General features: G+C 70.0%; 21 protein-coding genes. 12 read left to right on the top strand and 9 right to left on the bottom strand.

Annotation, left to right across the window (positions count from 1 at the left end; genetic code table 11):
• The first annotated feature begins 102 nt into the window (after positions 1-102).
• Complete coding sequence (locus AB0L53_RS45230) at positions 103-1,455, top strand: histidine kinase (protein WP_364008625.1); 1,353 nt, start codon at positions 103-105, stop codon at positions 1,453-1,455.
• A complete protein-coding gene (locus AB0L53_RS45225) occupies positions 1,452-2,114 on the top strand; it encodes a response regulator transcription factor (RefSeq protein WP_364008622.1) in 663 nt (220 codons plus the stop codon). The genes AB0L53_RS45230 and AB0L53_RS45225 overlap by 4 nt, the downstream gene beginning before the upstream one ends.
• 67 nt (positions 2,115-2,181) lie before the next feature.
• Here the strand turns inward: AB0L53_RS45225 and AB0L53_RS45220 are convergent, their stop codons facing one another.
• Positions 2,182-2,322: a hypothetical protein gene (locus AB0L53_RS45220; RefSeq protein WP_364008619.1), complete on the bottom strand. Its 141-nt coding sequence runs from the start codon at positions 2,320-2,322 to the stop codon at positions 2,182-2,184.
• Positions 2,323-2,332: 10 nt separating this feature from the next.
• Here AB0L53_RS45220 and AB0L53_RS45215 point away from each other — a divergent pair, with 10 nt between their 5' ends.
• On the top strand, positions 2,333-2,563 hold the full coding sequence (locus tag AB0L53_RS45215; RefSeq protein WP_364008616.1) for a hypothetical protein: 231 nt from the start codon (positions 2,333-2,335) through the stop codon (positions 2,561-2,563).
• Positions 2,564-2,614: 51 nt separating this feature from the next.
• On the top strand, positions 2,615-2,815 hold the full coding sequence (locus AB0L53_RS45210; protein WP_364008613.1) for a hypothetical protein: 201 nt from the start codon (positions 2,615-2,617) through the stop codon (positions 2,813-2,815).
• A 9-nt stretch (positions 2,816-2,824) separates the two neighbouring features.
• On the opposite strand, the gene AB0L53_RS45205 is transcribed toward AB0L53_RS45210, so the two are convergent.
• Positions 2,825-3,151: an AzlD domain-containing protein gene (locus AB0L53_RS45205; RefSeq protein WP_364008610.1), complete on the bottom strand. Its 327-nt coding sequence runs from the start codon at positions 3,149-3,151 to the stop codon at positions 2,825-2,827.
• Complete coding sequence (locus AB0L53_RS45200; protein WP_364008607.1) at positions 3,144-3,887, bottom strand: AzlC family ABC transporter permease; 744 nt, start codon at positions 3,885-3,887, stop codon at positions 3,144-3,146. Before AB0L53_RS45200 ends, AB0L53_RS45205 begins: the two co-directional genes overlap by 8 nt.
• A 79-nt stretch (positions 3,888-3,966) precedes the next feature.
• Here AB0L53_RS45200 and AB0L53_RS45195 point away from each other — a divergent pair, with 79 nt between their 5' ends.
• Complete coding sequence (locus tag AB0L53_RS45195; RefSeq protein WP_357958740.1) at positions 3,967-4,407, top strand: Lrp/AsnC family transcriptional regulator; 441 nt, start codon at positions 3,967-3,969, stop codon at positions 4,405-4,407.
• Positions 4,408-4,521: 114 nt separating this feature from the next.
• Here AB0L53_RS45195 and AB0L53_RS45190 read toward each other — a convergent pair whose 3' ends face one another.
• Positions 4,522-4,965, bottom strand: a complete 444-nt coding sequence (locus AB0L53_RS45190) for a hypothetical protein (protein WP_364008603.1) — start codon at positions 4,963-4,965, stop codon at positions 4,522-4,524.
• Positions 4,966-5,078: 113 nt separating this feature from the next.
• Positions 5,079-5,768 (bottom strand): TetR/AcrR family transcriptional regulator, encoded by a 690-nt coding sequence (locus AB0L53_RS45185; RefSeq protein WP_364008600.1) that lies wholly within the window; start codon positions 5,766-5,768, stop codon positions 5,079-5,081.
• Positions 5,769-5,878: 110 nt separating this feature from the next.
• Between AB0L53_RS45185 and AB0L53_RS45180 the strand changes: the two genes are divergently transcribed.
• From AB0L53_RS45180 to AB0L53_RS45165, 4 genes are all read left to right on the top strand, one after another.
• Positions 5,879-6,613 (top strand): SDR family oxidoreductase, encoded by a 735-nt coding sequence (locus AB0L53_RS45180; protein ID WP_364008597.1) that lies wholly within the window; start codon positions 5,879-5,881, stop codon positions 6,611-6,613.
• 48 nt (positions 6,614-6,661) lie between these two features.
• Positions 6,662-6,868, top strand: a complete 207-nt coding sequence (locus AB0L53_RS45175; protein ID WP_364008594.1) for a 4-oxalocrotonate tautomerase family protein — start codon at positions 6,662-6,664, stop codon at positions 6,866-6,868.
• Positions 6,869-6,935: 67 nt separating this feature from the next.
• Positions 6,936-7,376 carry a helix-turn-helix transcriptional regulator gene (locus tag AB0L53_RS45170; protein WP_364008591.1) on the top strand — a complete coding sequence of 147 codons (441 nt, stop codon included), beginning with the start codon at positions 6,936-6,938 and terminating at the stop codon, positions 7,374-7,376.
• A 10-nt stretch (positions 7,377-7,386) separates the two neighbouring features.
• Positions 7,387-7,797, top strand: coding sequence for a VOC family protein (locus AB0L53_RS45165; protein WP_358441415.1), 411 nt, complete (start codon positions 7,387-7,389; stop codon positions 7,795-7,797).
• Positions 7,798-7,806: 9 nt separating this feature from the next.
• Here AB0L53_RS45165 and AB0L53_RS45160 read toward each other — a convergent pair whose 3' ends face one another.
• The gene (locus AB0L53_RS45160) at positions 7,807-8,769 is read right to left on the bottom strand and encodes a helix-turn-helix domain-containing protein (RefSeq protein WP_364008587.1); all 963 of its coding nucleotides are present in this window, start codon (positions 8,767-8,769) and stop codon (positions 7,807-7,809) included.
• 97 nt (positions 8,770-8,866) lie between these two features.
• On the opposite strand from AB0L53_RS45160, the gene AB0L53_RS45155 reads away from it, so the two are divergent.
• Positions 8,867-9,886 carry a saccharopine dehydrogenase NADP-binding domain-containing protein gene (locus AB0L53_RS45155; RefSeq protein WP_364008584.1) on the top strand — a complete coding sequence of 340 codons (1,020 nt, stop codon included), beginning with the start codon at positions 8,867-8,869 and terminating at the stop codon, positions 9,884-9,886.
• Positions 9,887-9,978: 92 nt separating this feature from the next.
• Here the strand turns inward: AB0L53_RS45155 and AB0L53_RS45150 are convergent, their stop codons facing one another.
• Positions 9,979-10,932, bottom strand: a complete 954-nt coding sequence (locus AB0L53_RS45150) for a DUF5829 family protein (protein ID WP_364008581.1) — start codon at positions 10,930-10,932, stop codon at positions 9,979-9,981.
• A 167-nt stretch (positions 10,933-11,099) separates the two neighbouring features.
• On the opposite strand from AB0L53_RS45150, the gene AB0L53_RS45145 reads away from it, so the two are divergent.
• Positions 11,100-12,263: a hypothetical protein gene (locus AB0L53_RS45145; RefSeq protein ID WP_364008578.1), complete on the top strand. Its 1,164-nt coding sequence runs from the start codon at positions 11,100-11,102 to the stop codon at positions 12,261-12,263.
• Positions 12,264-12,300: 37 nt separating this feature from the next.
• Here the strand turns inward: AB0L53_RS45145 and AB0L53_RS45140 are convergent, their stop codons facing one another.
• Entirely contained in the window at positions 12,301-12,603 is a 303-nt protein-coding gene (locus tag AB0L53_RS45140) for a histidine phosphatase family protein (RefSeq protein ID WP_364008575.1), read from the bottom strand.
• 208 nt (positions 12,604-12,811) lie between these two features.
• Entirely contained in the window at positions 12,812-13,819 is a 1,008-nt protein-coding gene (locus tag AB0L53_RS45135) for a YafY family protein (RefSeq protein WP_364008572.1), read from the bottom strand.
• A gap of 163 nt (positions 13,820-13,982) precedes the next feature.
• Between AB0L53_RS45135 and AB0L53_RS45130 the strand changes: the two genes are divergently transcribed.
• On the top strand, positions 13,983-14,357 hold the full coding sequence (locus AB0L53_RS45130) for a nuclear transport factor 2 family protein (protein ID WP_364008569.1): 375 nt from the start codon (positions 13,983-13,985) through the stop codon (positions 14,355-14,357).
• Positions 14,358-14,406 lie beyond the last annotated feature (49 nt).

The following is a 14,406-nucleotide window of genomic DNA, read 5'->3' as shown; positions in this document are numbered from 1 at the left end:
CCGCATCTGGCCGTGGGCCGGTTTCCGCGGTGCGGGGGTGGCCTGCGGGCATACGCCCACAGGCCGATGCCCGACGGGAAGCGGGTGACTACGATCGGCCGGGTGCGCGACAAAACGCCCAGACCACCACTTTGGTCACGGTTGCCCTCCGGCGTGCGGGCGCTGCTCATCTGGGGCGGCGTCGCGGCCCTGGTGCCACTGCTGTACGCCGTGACGCTGACCGTCGGTGAAGACCTGTTCCCCGTGGGCGCGGCGCATGCGGGGTTCGCCGTCGCCATGGCCGTCCCCTTGGCCTGGGCGCGGCAGCGGCCGGCCACGGTGCTCGCACTGCTGCTGGCCGAGATCGTCGTGGCGACGTCCCTGGGTTATCCGGCCCAGGGGGTCTGGCCGCTCTTCCCGGCGGCCGACGTCATGGTCTGCCTCCTCGCCGCCACCCGATCGCGCCGCGCGGGCCTGGCGGCGGCGGTCGCCGCGTTGCTGGTGCAGCAGACGACCTGGCAGCTTGACCTGCTGCGCCACGGCCTGCGTGCCTCGGCGCTGGGCTTCCTCGCGCTGTCGCTCCTGCTCGGCCTGGCGGTCTTGGTCGCCTGGCTGGCCGGGATGTTCATCAGGCAGCGGCGCGAGTACGACCGGGCGCTGCGCGCGTACGCCGAGGCTCGGGCGGTCACCGACGAGCGGCTGCGCATCGCGCGAGAACTGCACGACATGGTCGCGCACAGCATCGGCATCATCGCCATCCAGGCCGGCGCGGGCGCCCGGGTGATCGACAGCCGGCCGGAGCAGGCGCGCCAGACGCTTGGCGCGATCGAGGACACCAGCAGGCAGACGTTGAAGGGGCTGCGGCACCTGCTCGGCGTGCTCCGCACGACCGAGCGCGGGCATCCCGGTATGGCTGAGCGCGGGCATCTCGGCCCGGCCGAGCGGGGGCGTCCTGGCCTGGCTGAACGTGGGTATTCCGGCCTGGCTGAGTCGGTTGCTCCCGTGGGGCTGGCCGACGTCGACCGGCTGGCCCAGACGGCCATGGCCGCCGGTGTCCGCGTAGACGTGCGCCGGCACGGAGAGCCACGCCCGCTGCCCGCCGCCGTCGATCGGTCCGCTTTCCGCATCATCCAGGAATCGGTCACCAACGTGCTCCGCCATGCGAGCACGGACCACTGCCGGGTCGTGATCGACTACGGGAAAGAGGAACTACGCATCGACGTCATCGACGACGGACACGCCGCTCTCTGTGAGGGCGACAGGCACGCCATCGCCGGTGAGGAGGACGGGCATGCCGCTGTCTGCGAGGGCGACGGGCATGGGATCGTCGGCATGCGCGAACGGGTCGCCCTGTTGAACGGATACTTCAGCGCGGGCCCCCGGCCAGATGGCGGTTTCCGCGTCACCGCACGTCTGCCGCTCGCGCCGAACGGCCTCGGCCAGGACACAGACATCGACCTGGTGGAGGCCCGGTGACGATCCGCATCGTGCTCGCCGACGACCAGCCGCTGATCCGCGCGGGCCTGCGCATGGTCATCGACGCCGCCCCCGATGTCGAGGTCGCCGGAGAGGCCGGGACCGGAGCCCAGGCCGTCCAGCTGGTCCGCCGGTTGCGCCCCGACGTCGTGGTCATGGACATCCGCATGCCGGGCATGGACGGCATCGAGGCCACCCAGACCATCCTCGCCGAGTCCCAGACCACCCGCGTGATCATGCTGACCACGTTCGACGACGACGACAACGTCTACGCCTCCCTGCGCGCTGGCGCGAGCGGATTCCTGGTCAAGGACATGGCGTTGGACGACATCCTGTCCGCCGTCCACGTCGTCGCCGCCGGAGACGCATTGATCGCCCCCAGCGTCACCCGCCGCCTCATCGAGGACTTCACCCGTGGTCCGGCCCGCGCCCCGTCTCCCCAGGCGCGGCGGCTCGCGGGCGTCACCGAACGGGAGCACGAGGTGCTGGCCCTGGTCGGGGGCGGCCTGTCCAACGCCGAGATCGCCACCCGGCTGCACATCAGCCCTGGCACCGCCAAGGCACACGTGGCCAGCCTGCTTGCCAAGCTGAGCGCCCGTGACCGAATACAGCTGGTCATCATGGCCTACGACGCCGGCCTGGTGTTCCCGTCCCGTTGACAGGCCGGCCTCGTGCCGGGCGGCGAGTTCACGACGGACGTCAGCGCCACCTCCGGGGGCAGACGGCTCAGGAGTCGGATCGCAGGAGCTCGGCGGCCTCCTGGTAGGCATCGGCGGCGCGGTCGAAGTAGTCGAAGAGGACGTCGAGCTGCTCGGTCGAGTAGCCGGCGAGGATCGCGCCGACCTTGTGAAGCTTCCTCAAGGGCACCCAACTGATCATGGAGATCCTCGAGATCCGCCGCTACGGCGCTGACACCGCCGTCGTGGTCACCCGTGGCGAGGTCGTCAAGGGCGCGCCCAAGAAGCTCGGCAAGCTCGCCACCTACACCCTCGTCCGTGAGGCCGACGGACAGTGGCGCATCGCCGCTGTCCAGAAGACCAAGCACAAGGGGCTCATGGAGGCCGTCTCCTTCAAGTTCCAGCCCGCCACCAAGCCCGCCGCCCATTAGCCCACTGACACTCGGGGAGGAACGCCCCTATGAGCTCCATCGCCGTCATCGGTGCGCCGTACCGGACGGCTCATCGTCGAGCGGTCCCTGGCCGCCGGACACCGCGTCACCGCGATCGCCCGCCGGCCCCAGGCCCTCCAAGTGGCCGGGCCCGGACTCACCATCCGCACCGCCGGCTGGAGTTGCCGGCCCGGCTGCGGATGCCGTACCCGCAGCCCACCTCTGATGGCCGGGCGCTTCATCGGGGGTTGAAAGACAAGCTCAGAAGGCGTTGACGAGGACGACGTAGACGGCGGTGCCGAGTCCGACGCTCAGGATGGTGCGGCGGCCCGAGGCGAGGTGGACGACCGCGGTTACGGCGACCGCGAGCAACGCGTACAGCGTCGCGCGCGGGTCGGCGGTGATGGTGCCGTGCAGGGCGGTCAGGGCGAGGATGGCGAGGATGCCGACCGGCATCCAGATCGACAGCTGCGCCACGGCGGCCGAGCCGCGCAACGTGCGCAGCGCCGCGAAGGGTACGGCGCGCAGGGCGAAGGTGATGGTGAAGACGATCGCGAGGACGGCGAGGATGTAGGCGATGTCAGGCATCGTCGGCCTCCGGGACGGGTCGGCGGGTGGTGAGCGCGTGGCGGGCCAGCAGCAGGGCGACGAACAGCAGCAGCGCCGTGAACATGGCGACGCCCGGGGTGACGATGAGGGCGACGGTCACGCTGGCCGCGGCGAGCAGCACGGAGGGGATCTCGCGGCGGGAGCGGAACGCGTCCAGGGTGAGCACGGTGAACAGGGCGCACAGGGCGAACTCCAGGCCCTTGATCGGTGCGGGCAGGGCCGCGCCGATGGCGACGCCGACCAGGCCGCCGCCGACCCAGTAGGTCTGGCAGGAGATCTGCATCGCCAGCAGCCGGGGCGCGGAGCGTTCCGTCTCGGGGAGGGAGGCGCTGACGGCGTACGCCTCGTCGATCATCGCGTACACGGCGTACGCCTTCGCCCACCGGTTCTTGACCAGGTGAAGCGGGAAGGAGAAGGCGTAGAAGACGTGCCGGAAGTTGACCACCAGGACGGTCAGCGCGACTGCGGCGAGCGGCATGACGGTGGCCATCATGCCCACCAGCAGGAGCTCCAGGGAGCCGGCGAAGCCGGCCATGGACAGGGCGGGGGCGAGCCATCCGGGCAGGCCGGCCTGGAGGACCAGCAGGCCGAGGGCGATCCCCAGCGGGAAGATTCCCAGCCCCGCGGAGAAGGAATCGCGCACACCTGCGGCGATCTGCTGGCGCCGGGTGGCGTGGGCGGGGGTCACCGTGGTCGGGACTAGTACATCTTGCACCCTTCTAGGGTGCCGGAAAACGGCTGTTATGTGGTTGCGGATATTGCTCTGCCAGAGGTCCGCAGTGCAATATTCTTTCGTGGATTCGATTGACAGAGCAATCATCGCCGAGTTGGAGCGAAACGGGCGGCTGACGAACGTGGAGCTGGCCCAGCGGGTCGGGCTAACCACCGGGCCGTGCCTGCGGCGCGTTCAGCGGCTGGAGGCCGAGGGCGTGATTCGTGGCTATCGGGCGGTCATCGACGCCGCCGCCGTGGGCCGGTCCTTCGAGGTCCTGGTCGACCTGACGCTCGACGCCCAGGACGCGGAGACGGTCGAGCACTTCGAGCAGACCCTGGCGCGGGCCGAGGAGGTCGTCGAGCTGCGGCGGCTGTTCGGCAGTCCCGATTACTTCGTGCGGGTGGCCGTGGCCGATCTGGCCGCCTATGAGGCGTTCCTGAGCCAGTACGTCATGACCATCCCGCGCGTCCGGGGCATCACCTCACACTTCACGCTCAAGAACCTCAAGCCGGCTCCGTGACCACCCCGCGACGACCTTCCCGAGGAGGAGCGGACGCTGGACTCGGCGCGGCGCCTGGCCCGCCAGGCGTTCGACATCCTGCGAGACACATGACGTTGCGGTGCTGGGCCGGTCTCACAGCCCGGTCGAAGCTCTGGCGGTCGCGGCGACGTGCTCCTCGGCGGTCATACCGAGGTCGGGGTCCTGCCGGTTGAGGTCGTACTGGTCGTCGGCCCATTGCTGGTAGTCCCGCCGTACGGTGCGCTCGTCGGAGTCGACGATGCGGGCGATGTCGGCCCAGGTGACTCCGGCCTGCACCGCGTGGTGGATGTTGGCGGGATGGCGCACGGTACGCGCGATGCACTCCGCCAGGGCCAGCAGCTCGATGTGCTCGGCCACGGTAAGGGGAGGACGGTCGTCGGCTCCGTGCCGGGCCGGGTCATAGATCCCTCGGGTCACCAGCTCGATCCGGGCGCGGGCCGACGCGTGCTTGGCGGCCAGTTCGTCGTAGCGCGCCAGTTGCTGACCGACGGGCATGTCGTAGCGGGCGTCGCGCCAGGTCGCGATGTGTTCGGACACGGTACTTCTCCAGGGTGACTTGGGGGGCGTGGTGACGAGCACGGCAGGAAGCCAGCGCGCCCGCCCATGGGCGGACCGGACGCCGGTCGTCTGGGCCGGCAGCCACCAAAACGTTATGTAATGCGTTCGAGCCAGCGCAGGAGAAGGGCGACCTCGGCCGGTTCGAGGGCGTCGGTGCCCCCGAGGCCGAGTTGCGCGTGGAGGCGCAGTGCGGCGGTACGCAGCGGGTCGGCGTCCTCTTGAGCGGTTGTTTCGGTGAGCACGTGCGAGAACACGGCGTCGCGCATGCGATGGGACAGCGCGGGGTCGTCGAACAGGGCCGGGCCGGCGAGGTGGTTGAGGGCGTTGCCGATGCTCGCCGACAGGATCAGCTGGGCGGCGGTTCGCGGCTCGACCTTCAGCGCGCCCGTCGCCGCGCACCGTACGAGCGTCGCCACCAGCAAGTCGAACACGCGATCCCGAGCAGTAGAGTGAGACCACGGCCGGGGAGTGAACATCAGCTGGTAGAGGGCAGGATTCTCCCTCGCGAACGCCATGTGGCCGTCCCAGCCGGCGCGTAGATCGGCTACCGGGTCGGCCGTCTGTTCTTGCGCGGCCTTGAGCGTGGCGTACCTCTCATATCCGTGGTCGGCGATGGCGTCCAGAAGTCCTCGTTTGTCGCCGAAGAGCCGGTAGAGCACGGGCTGGCTCACACCGACCGCCTCACAGACCGCCCGCGTGGCGATCTCGTTGTCCGAGGAGGTCGCCAGCTGACGCTCCGCGGCTTCGATCATCGCCGTGCGAAGGGAGTCCGTTCCTGTCATGCGACCAATGATACGCCTCAGCGCTAGCGACGATACGAAGACCGTGCTACCGTCATGCCATAGCGGCGATATCGCCGAGGCGTATCGACGATACGAATGGAGGAGTTTCCATGAATGAGCAGCGCATAGCCGTGGTCAGTGGCGGCTCCCGTGGGATCGGCCGGGCGATCGCGACGACTCTGGCGGCACAGGGGTCCGCGGTCGTCGTGGGATACCAAGGGTCGGCCACGGCCGCCGCCGAGGTGGTCCAGGAGATCACCGCGGCCGGCGGCCGGGCGATCCCGGCGCAGGCCGACGTGGCGGACGAGGTCGCGGTCGCGGCGATGTTCGATGAGGCGGAGAAGGTCTTCGGCGGGGTCGACGTCGTCGTGAACTCCGCGGGCCGGCTGGCGCTGTCCCCGATCGCCGACCTCGACCTCGCCGACCTGGACGCCCTGCACCGCACCAACATCCGCGGCACCTTCGTCATGGCGCGGGAGGCCGCGCGTCGCGTGCGCGGCGGAGGCTCGATCGTCACCATGTCCACCTCCGTGGTGGGCATGCAGCTCCCGAATTATGGGGCGTACGCCGCCAGCAAGGGTGCCGTCGAGGCGATGACGCTCATCCTGGCCCGCGAGCTGCGTGGGCGGGACATCACAGTCAACGCGGTCGCGCCCGGGCCGACCGCCACCGACCTGTTCCTCGAGAGCAAGGACGAGGCCACGATCGAGCGGCTCGCCAACCAGCCCCCGCTCGCGCGGCTCGGCACCCCGGAGGACATCGCCCGGGTCGTCGCCTTCCTGGCCGGTCCCGCGGGGCATTGGGTCAACGGGCAGGTCGTGCGCGTGAACGGCGGCATCATCTGACGTCCGCCTCCTGTCAACTCTTCATCACCCACACGAAAGGGAAACACCATGCCGTTCGCCAACCTCAAGGTGCCCGCCGACACCCTGACCCCCGAATCCAAGAAGAAGCTCATCGACGCCGTCACCGACGCCTACGCGGCCGTGTACGGCGAGCGGGCCCGGGCGAACACCCTGGTCCTCATCGACGAAGTCCCCGACGGCGGCTGGGGCCTCGGCGGCGACGTCCTCACCGCTGAGATGCTCGGCCGAAGCTGAGCACCTGTCCCAGCCATGAGCGTATTCATGCAGGTAAATGGCTATTTGGGAGTGGTATGTTCGTCCCATGAGTCCGGAAGACCTCGCCAATCTCGCGCACCTGCGCCGAGCGCGCGATCTGATCGACCGGGAGTACGCGCAGCCGCTCGATGTGCCGACGATGGCCCGCCACGCCCTCATGTCGCCGGGGCACTTCTCGCGACGGTTCCGGGCGGCCTATGGCGAGACGCCGTACAGCTATCTCATGACCCGCCGGATCGAGCGGGCGATGGCGCTGCTGCGCGAGGGGATGAGCGTGACCGACGCGTGCATGGCGGTCGGCTGTACGTCACTCGGCTCGTTCAGCTCGCGGTTCACCGAGGTGGTGGGGGAGACGCCGAGCGCGTACCGAGGCCGGGAGCACGGCGCCGAAACGGCGATGCCCGCGTGCGTGGCGAAGGTGCGCACGCGGCCGACACGAAACCCGCCGAGCAGGATCGGAGAAGCGGATCGCGTCGCCGCCGCCTAACGTGGGCGACATGACCATCGCACTCCGCTACTGCCACATCACCGTCAACGACGTGGACGAGTCGCTCACCTTTTACCGTGACGCCCTCGGCCTTGAGGTACGCAACGACGTCGCCTCCGGCGGGTTCCGCTGGGTCACGCTCGGCAGCGCGACCCAGCCGGACCTCGAAATCGTGCTCTCCGAACCACACGCCGGCCGTTCCCAGGCCGACGGCGACGCCCTGCAGGAACTGCTCACCAAGGGCGTCCTGGCGATGATCATCTTCAGCACCGACGATCTCGACGCGACCTTCGAACGGGTCCGGGCATCCGGCGCCGAGGTGCTGCAGGAGCCCATCGAGCAGCCCTGGGGGCCGCGCGACAGCGCGTTCCGCGATCCCTCGGGCAACCTGGTACGGATCCAGCAGGCGCCCAAGGCGTAATACTCGCGTTCAGCACCGGAGAGAGCTCGCTCGATCCGCGCCGCGGAACGAGCGCCGGTAGCTGTCAGGCGGGACCCCGACGATCCGTTTGAACTGGCGCCGAAGCGTCGTGGCAGTGCCCATGCCGGTGGCGACGGCGATCGCCTCGATGCTCTCGCCGGTGGCCTCCAGCATTTCCTGGGCACGGCGTACGCGCTGGGTCAGGAGCCACTGAAGCGGCGTCTGCCCGGCCACTGACCGGAACTGCCGTCCGAGATTGCGCGGACTCGTGTTCGCCTTCCGCGCCATGTCGGTCACCGTCAGCGGCTGGTCCAGCCGTTGCCGGACCCACGCGAACAGGTCGGCGAGCAGGTGGTCGCTCCTGACCTGCATCGGCGTAGCGACGAACTGGGCCTGACCACCGGGCCGATGCGGCGGCATGACGAGGCGGCGGGCGACGGAGTTGGCGACGGCGGCGCCGTGGTCGAGATGGATCAGGTGCAGGCAGAGGTCCACGGCGGCGGCCTTGCCCGCGGCGGTGAGCACGCTGCCGTTGTCGGTGTACAGGACGTCCGGATCGACCACGGCCAGCGGATGGCGGGCGCTCAGCTCCGCGGTATGAGCCCAGTGAGTGGTGGCCCGCCGGCCGTCCAGCAGGCCCGCGGCGCCGAGCACGAACGCTCCGGTACAGAGGGAGGCGATCCGGGCCCCCGACTCGTGGGCAGCGCGTACGGCTTCGACCAGCTCCGCCGGCGGCGGATCGTCGATGTCGGCGCACGCGGGCACGATCACGGTATCGGCGCCGGCCAAGCGCTCCAGCCCGCAGTCGGGCTCGACCATGAACGGCCCGACCCGCACCGGCCCCGGCCCGCAGAGCAGTACGTCGTACCAGCCCTTCGTGGCTTCGCTCGGGGGATTGCCGAAGATCTCGTAGGCCACCCCCAGCTCGAAGTGCAGCAGGTGACCGGCGGTCAGCACAGCGACGGTGGGCATGTCCGAAAGTGTACGCATGATGGCGTTCCGGACCCTCACTGTCGGATCCCGCCCACCGCGAGACTGAGGCCCATCAGAACATCGAGATGGGGGAACCATGAGCACGACGGCCGCAGTGGTGGTCTACGGGGCGACAGGGCACACCGGTCGCTTCATCGTCGCCGAGCTACGAAGGCGTGGCATCGCCACAGTCATCTCCGGCCGTGACGCGGCTCGGCTGGCGGCGCTGGCGGCCGAGTGGGCCGACGTGGTCGTGCGGCCGGCCGGCGTGGACGACGCGAGCGCGCTGGACCGAGCCCTCGCCGGCGCGGCGGCCGTCATCAACTGTGCGGGACCGTTCGCGGTGACGGGTGGCCCGGTCGTCGAGGCGGCCTCGCGCGCGGGGATCCCGTACGTCGACGTCGCGGCCGAGATCGAGGCGAACGCCGCGATGTTCGCCGACCACGCGGCAGCTACCCGGCCCGTGGTGCCGGCGATGGCCTTCTACGGTGGGCTGGGCGACCTGCTGGTGACCGCGGCGATGGGAGAGTGGACCGCCGCGGACGAGGCGCACGTCGCGTACGGGCTGAGCAGCTGGCATCCCACCGCCGGCACGCGGGCGGCCGGACAGGTGTCCCATGAGCGTCGCGCGGGCCGTCGGGTGCGGTTCACGGACGGCGCGTTGCGGTACCACGACGACAAGACGGTGGAGCAGGACTGGCTCTTTCCAGAGCCGCTGGGCCGGCGGGCGGTGATCGCGGAGTTCACCATGGCCGATGTCGTCACCGTTCCCAGTCACCTGGCCGTGCCTGAAGTCCGCACCTACATGACCGTCGAAGCCGCGAGGGACCTGGCCCGGGAGGACACGCCGGCGCCGGAGCCGGTCGACGCTCTGGGCCGGTCGAACCAGACTTTCGTCGTCGACGTCCTGGTACGCGCGGGCGGTGTCGAGCGCCGCGCCACGGCCCGTGGCCAGGACATCTACGCGATCACCGCACCTCTGGCGGTAGAGGCCGTCCAGCGGATCCTCGCCGGGCACACGCGGGCGACGGGCCTGGCCTCGGCGGGCGCGATGTTCGACGCGGCGGACTTCCTCCGGGCGCTGAGTCCGCACCTGTCGGTCGAGCTTCCGCACTGACCGCATCCATCGCGCCGCGCCGGGCCTGAGGGACCGTCATGCCGCCCTCGGTGCCGGCGAGGGGAGTGACGCTTACTCGGGTGGAGCGATGCTTACTTGGCGGGCGCGTCGAAGGTCCACACGGCGCGAGCGCCGGGGCCGACGACGAGGGTGGACCGGCCGATCCGCTCCTCGGTCATGGACAGCAGGGGCTTGTTGAGCGACATCTGGATCTGCTTGAGGCCGGCCTGCTCGCGCGCGACGGAGTCCAGCTGGATCCGGGTGCCGCCGCCCTCGGCGACGACGCCACCGCCGGGAAGCGTCCGGACGGTGAAGCCGCCGGCGCGCAGCAGCGGCACCGTGTTGGCGAGGTCGCGAGCGGGCACCCCGATGCGGATGGAGGTCACGTCACGCATCAGGTGGTCGCGGTAGTCGTCGGGCAGGTAGCGCTCCCGGCCGACGTCCCCGGGGAAGCTCTCGGGCTCGGTCTTGCTGCGCGGGTCGGCGAAGTACTCCGGCAGGTATTCCATCGCCCACGGGTCGAAGGCGTCGTACTGGTCACCGGTGGCACGGATGGTGTCGAACCACGGCACCTTGACCCCGTCGCCGAAGTCACGGGTCTGGCGGTACGGGAACGGATTGGCGATCCCCGCGGCCTTCAGGCGCTCGGTCACCGTGGAGAGGTCCCCCGCGCGCTCGACCGAGGTCCCGAGCCCGGCGGAGCCGAACTCGGCGTCCTGGCCGGGCAGGTCGCCCACCGAGAACAGCTCCAGATAGGTCTCGCGACCCTTCAGGTAGCGGCCTTTCCAGGTCATCCCACCACCGGTCGTGGTGCGGACCTCGAAGTTGGCGAACTTCCGGAGGTAGTCGGAGTTCTCGACCGCGTCGGCGGTCTCCTTGTCGACGACGCTGTAGGCGTGGTTGTAGAAGAGCAGCTGACGGTCGGGCTTCGGCTGGCTCTCGTCGGCCATCGCCGCGCTCGCGCCGCCTGTGACCGCCCCGGACAATGCGACGGTGAACGTCGCGGCGAGGACTGTGATCGTCCGTAAGGTTCGGTGAATCAGCATGGACGTGATCTTAGGTTGGGAAGATCACATCCACTGAAGATTTGACAAACCTCTAACCTTGCGCCGGAACGACGCCCACCGCCCCCGCGAATCAGCAGGTCAACCGCCATGCCGCCCGGCCGCTCTGTGTTATGCGCGTCGCTGCCGCCCCATGCGATGATCGCTACATGTCGTCGTCACGTACGTCCGCCGCCCTGACCGGTTTAGCCCTGGCCGTCCTGGTCGCCGGATGCGCCGATCCGGCCGCCGACCGGGTGTCGCTCATCAGCGCACCCCAGCCCTTGACGTCCGCGCCGCTGCCGTCGCTCACGGTGGTCCCGTCGCCGCCCTCGCCCATGGTGTCCTCGGGTCCCGTACGGCACCCGTTCCCGATGGCGACCTCCTTGGCCGAGCCCATGGCGACCGGAACGCCCCTGACCGCGACGGGCCCGCCGCGGTTCTTCGTCTCCGCGCGCACTCCGCTCACCCACTTCCCCGGCAGGTCCAAGACCGCTGTCTTCACTCCGGTGCCGCCCGCCGTGCACAACGCCGAGACCGGGTCGTTCATCGCGAACATCCCGCTGCCGCCCGGCGTCGAGAGTTCCTGGCATCTCGTGGCCGCCGCCCGGGACAACCGCACGTTCGCGGTCGCCGGCTGGACCGAGCCGAAGAAGCCCCGCATTTGCTTCTTCCTGGTACGCCTTGGCGAGGACGGGCGGCCCGGTAAGCCGGTGGCCGTCACGCAGACCGACCCCGACGACCTGACTGCCGTCTTCGACCTCGCCCTCAGCGCCGACGGCACCCGGCTGGCCTACTCCACGCCGCTCATCGGAGGTGGCGCCAAGATCTCCGTGCTCGACGTCGCCACCGGCCGGCGCCGGGACTGGAAGACGATGGCGCACTCGATGGTGACCGGCCTGTCCTGGGCCCCGGACGGCCGCTCGCTCGCGTACGTGCTGGGTGTCCGGGCCATCGCCTCGCTCGACCTCGCCCGCCTGGACGCCGACCCGGAAAGTGCCGCGTCCCGGATCATCAAGAACACCACGGGCGCCATGCCGATCGAGTCGGTGGCCCACACCCCCGACGGCAGCGCACTGATCTACGCCTCCGGGCATGTCGTCGAACGCGTCCCCGTGGCAGGCGGGCCGGCGCAGATCCTGGCCAGGCCGGAGCTGCCGCCCGGCGCCTCACTGAGCCTGCGCTTCAGCGTCGACGGAACCGGCGAGCACCTCCTGTACGTGCACGACTGGCGCGCCTACCGGATCGGCCTCACCGACGGCGCGGCCACCTCGGTGCCGATCACAGTCGACCAGCGTCCCGGTGAGGGCGACCCGCCGCGCGCAGCCTGGTGACCACCGGGCTTCGTGAGCTCGGCGGGCCAGGTAGAGGTCAGCCGGCTTCGGCGGAGTCGAGATGGCGGGTGTCACCGAGGCTGACGACCTGGCGGTTGTGGAAGAAGTCGTCTTCTCGCAGGGTGGTGATGCTGCCGGATGGCGCCCGGAAACTGGCATGGCCGACCGACTCGATCGGCATCTTGATCCAGGACGCCACGACGAATGTCAGGGAGCCCCCGTGCGTCACGATGATCTGGTGTTCGCAGGGGCGCCGCAAGATCTCGTCCATGGCCGCGTAGATGCGCCGTGCCAAGGCCGCCTTGGTCTCGGCCCCCTCCACGCCCTCGTCGTGTTCCAACCGCTCCCCGGCCACAGGCGGTGGGATGAATCGTTGGTCCAGCCACTCCTGTGGCCCTCCCCCCGGCCGGCGTCAGCCGCGAATCATGCCAGCCGCCGACGACCCCCTCGACGTGGTGCGTCGCCTCCGGATGGGTGACGGCATAGATGGTGCGCATGAGTGAGCTCTTCCTGTAGGGGACAGTTCCGGGATGATCTTAAGAGCGGCCCTACCGGTGATCGGTGTCGGTGGTGTAGCGGGCGGCGACCTCGGCCGCCTTGCGGGCCAGGGCCTGGCGGAGCTCGGCCGGAGCGAGGACTTCGGCGTCGGTACCGAAGGCCAGCAGTACCTCGGCTGCGGGCAGGGAGCGGAAGCGCAGGTCGACATGCACCCGCTCCGGGTGGTCGTCGGCGTCCGGCGAGAGGTCGGTGGGAGGGGGCCCGGCCAGGTCTGCTTCGTGGATACGCAGGAATCTGGCGAGGATGTCCCGGTGGACGCTGACCGTGACGGGCAGTGGGGCGGGAATGTCGTCGATGTGGCGGCGCAGGCCGTCCCAGACGTCGGCCAGTTCGAGGCCGTCGCGGCGTCGTACGGGCTCGTCGAGGATGCCGGCTGACAAGGCTCGGTCGGCTCGGAAGAGTGCGGGCTCGCCGCGGTGGTCGGCGACGAGGTACCAGACGCCTGCCTTGTTGACCAGGCCGTACGGATCGAGAGTGTAGGAGCGGACGCGGTTGTCGCGGCCGTGCCGGTAGCGCAGGCGCAGCCGCCGGTCGGTGAAGATGGCCTGCTGGAGTACGGCCAGGTCGACGGCCGGCCCGGTGGCGGGGCGTGCCGGTCCGCCGCGCCAGCGCACCGGGTCGATGAGGATACGGCGGCTGGCCAGGTCGGCGTCCGGCCGGTGCGGGGCCGGCAGGGCGGCCATCAGCTTGCGCAGCGCGGAGCCGAGGGCTCGGCCCAGGCCCAGCTCGGTGTGAGCATGATCGGACAGCAGGACGAACAGGGCGCGGGCCTCGTCGGCGGTCAGGCCGGTGACATTGGTGCGGTAGCCGGGCAGCAGGGCGATGCCGCCATGGGGCCCGCGCACGGTGTAGACGGGGACACCGGCCGCCGACAGCGCCTCGATGTCGCGCATGACGGTGCGGACCGACACTTCCAGGCGCTCGGCCAGGTCGCCGGCGGGTAGCCGGCCGTGGGTCTGGAGCAGCAGCATGATCGACAGCAGGCGCTCGGACCTCATGGTTCCAAATTTACCTATGTATATGACAGCACCTGACATATACCTCGGTGAAGCTGCAGGCAGACGAGCCACCTACAGGAGGCGGCTCCGAGCGTCCCCGGCCTCGCCAGGGACAAAGCCCCACGACTCGCCAGGGACAAAGCCCCACGAAAGGAACTGTGCTGTGACCGCAACGAACGCGCTCGCCCAGAAGGTCGCCGAGGACTTCGTCCGCGCGTGGACCAGCAAGGACGTCGAGAAGGCGCTGAGCCTGCTCGCCGACGACGTCGTGTGCGAGGCCCCGACCGGCACGTTCGAGGGAGTAGAGGGCTACCGCCGATTCCTCGAACGGTTCGCGAACTCGCTCATCGGCGCCACCGTCATCGACGTCCTGAGCAACGACACAAACGCGGCGACCGTGTACGCCGTCGACACGCCCATCCTGAAGGACTTCCGCGGTATCGACTACCTCACCGTCGAGAACGGCGAGATCACGCGCGTGATCAGTGTCTTCGACCTGCTCCCGATGGCTAAGGCCAGAGGCGACATCCAGCACTGACCCGGCCCCGTGCCGGGGGGCCCGCATACGTGAGCGGCGACAGCCTCGG

Source organism: Nonomuraea sp. NPDC052129 (genome assembly GCF_040680095.1).
Lineage (GTDB): Bacteria > Actinomycetota > Actinomycetes > Streptosporangiales > Streptosporangiaceae > Nonomuraea.
The sequence above is the reverse complement of the archived record's forward strand: the minus strand, read 5'-3'. Positions and strand labels throughout refer to the sequence as shown.

What these genes read in the sequence shown, in the direction of transcription:
- AB0L53_RS45215 (WP_364008616.1), top strand. Translation starts at nt 2,333, where the DNA reads ATGGAGATCCTCGAGATCCGCCGCTACGGCGCTGACACCGCCGTCGTG.
- AB0L53_RS45205 (WP_364008610.1), bottom strand. Translation starts at nt 3,151, where the DNA reads ATGCCTGACATCGCCTACATCCTCGCCGTCCTCGCGATCGTCTTCACC.
- AB0L53_RS45185 (WP_364008600.1), bottom strand. Translation starts at nt 5,768, where the DNA reads ATGACAGGAACGGACTCCCTTCGCACGGCGATGATCGAAGCCGCGGAG.
- AB0L53_RS45180 (WP_364008597.1), top strand. Translation starts at nt 5,879, where the DNA reads ATGAATGAGCAGCGCATAGCCGTGGTCAGTGGCGGCTCCCGTGGGATC.
- AB0L53_RS45175 (WP_364008594.1), top strand. Translation starts at nt 6,662, where the DNA reads ATGCCGTTCGCCAACCTCAAGGTGCCCGCCGACACCCTGACCCCCGAA.
- AB0L53_RS45170 (WP_364008591.1), top strand. Translation starts at nt 6,936, where the DNA reads ATGAGTCCGGAAGACCTCGCCAATCTCGCGCACCTGCGCCGAGCGCGC.
- AB0L53_RS45165 (WP_358441415.1), top strand. Translation starts at nt 7,387, where the DNA reads ATGACCATCGCACTCCGCTACTGCCACATCACCGTCAACGACGTGGAC.
- AB0L53_RS45160 (WP_364008587.1), bottom strand. Translation starts at nt 8,769, where the DNA reads ATGCCCACCGTCGCTGTGCTGACCGCCGGTCACCTGCTGCACTTCGAG.
- AB0L53_RS45155 (WP_364008584.1), top strand. Translation starts at nt 8,867, where the DNA reads ATGAGCACGACGGCCGCAGTGGTGGTCTACGGGGCGACAGGGCACACC.
- AB0L53_RS45150 (WP_364008581.1), bottom strand. Translation starts at nt 10,932, where the DNA reads ATGCTGATTCACCGAACCTTACGGACGATCACAGTCCTCGCCGCGACG.
- AB0L53_RS45145 (WP_364008578.1), top strand. Translation starts at nt 11,100, where the DNA reads ATGTCGTCGTCACGTACGTCCGCCGCCCTGACCGGTTTAGCCCTGGCC.
- AB0L53_RS45135 (WP_364008572.1), bottom strand. Translation starts at nt 13,819, where the DNA reads ATGAGGTCCGAGCGCCTGCTGTCGATCATGCTGCTGCTCCAGACCCAC.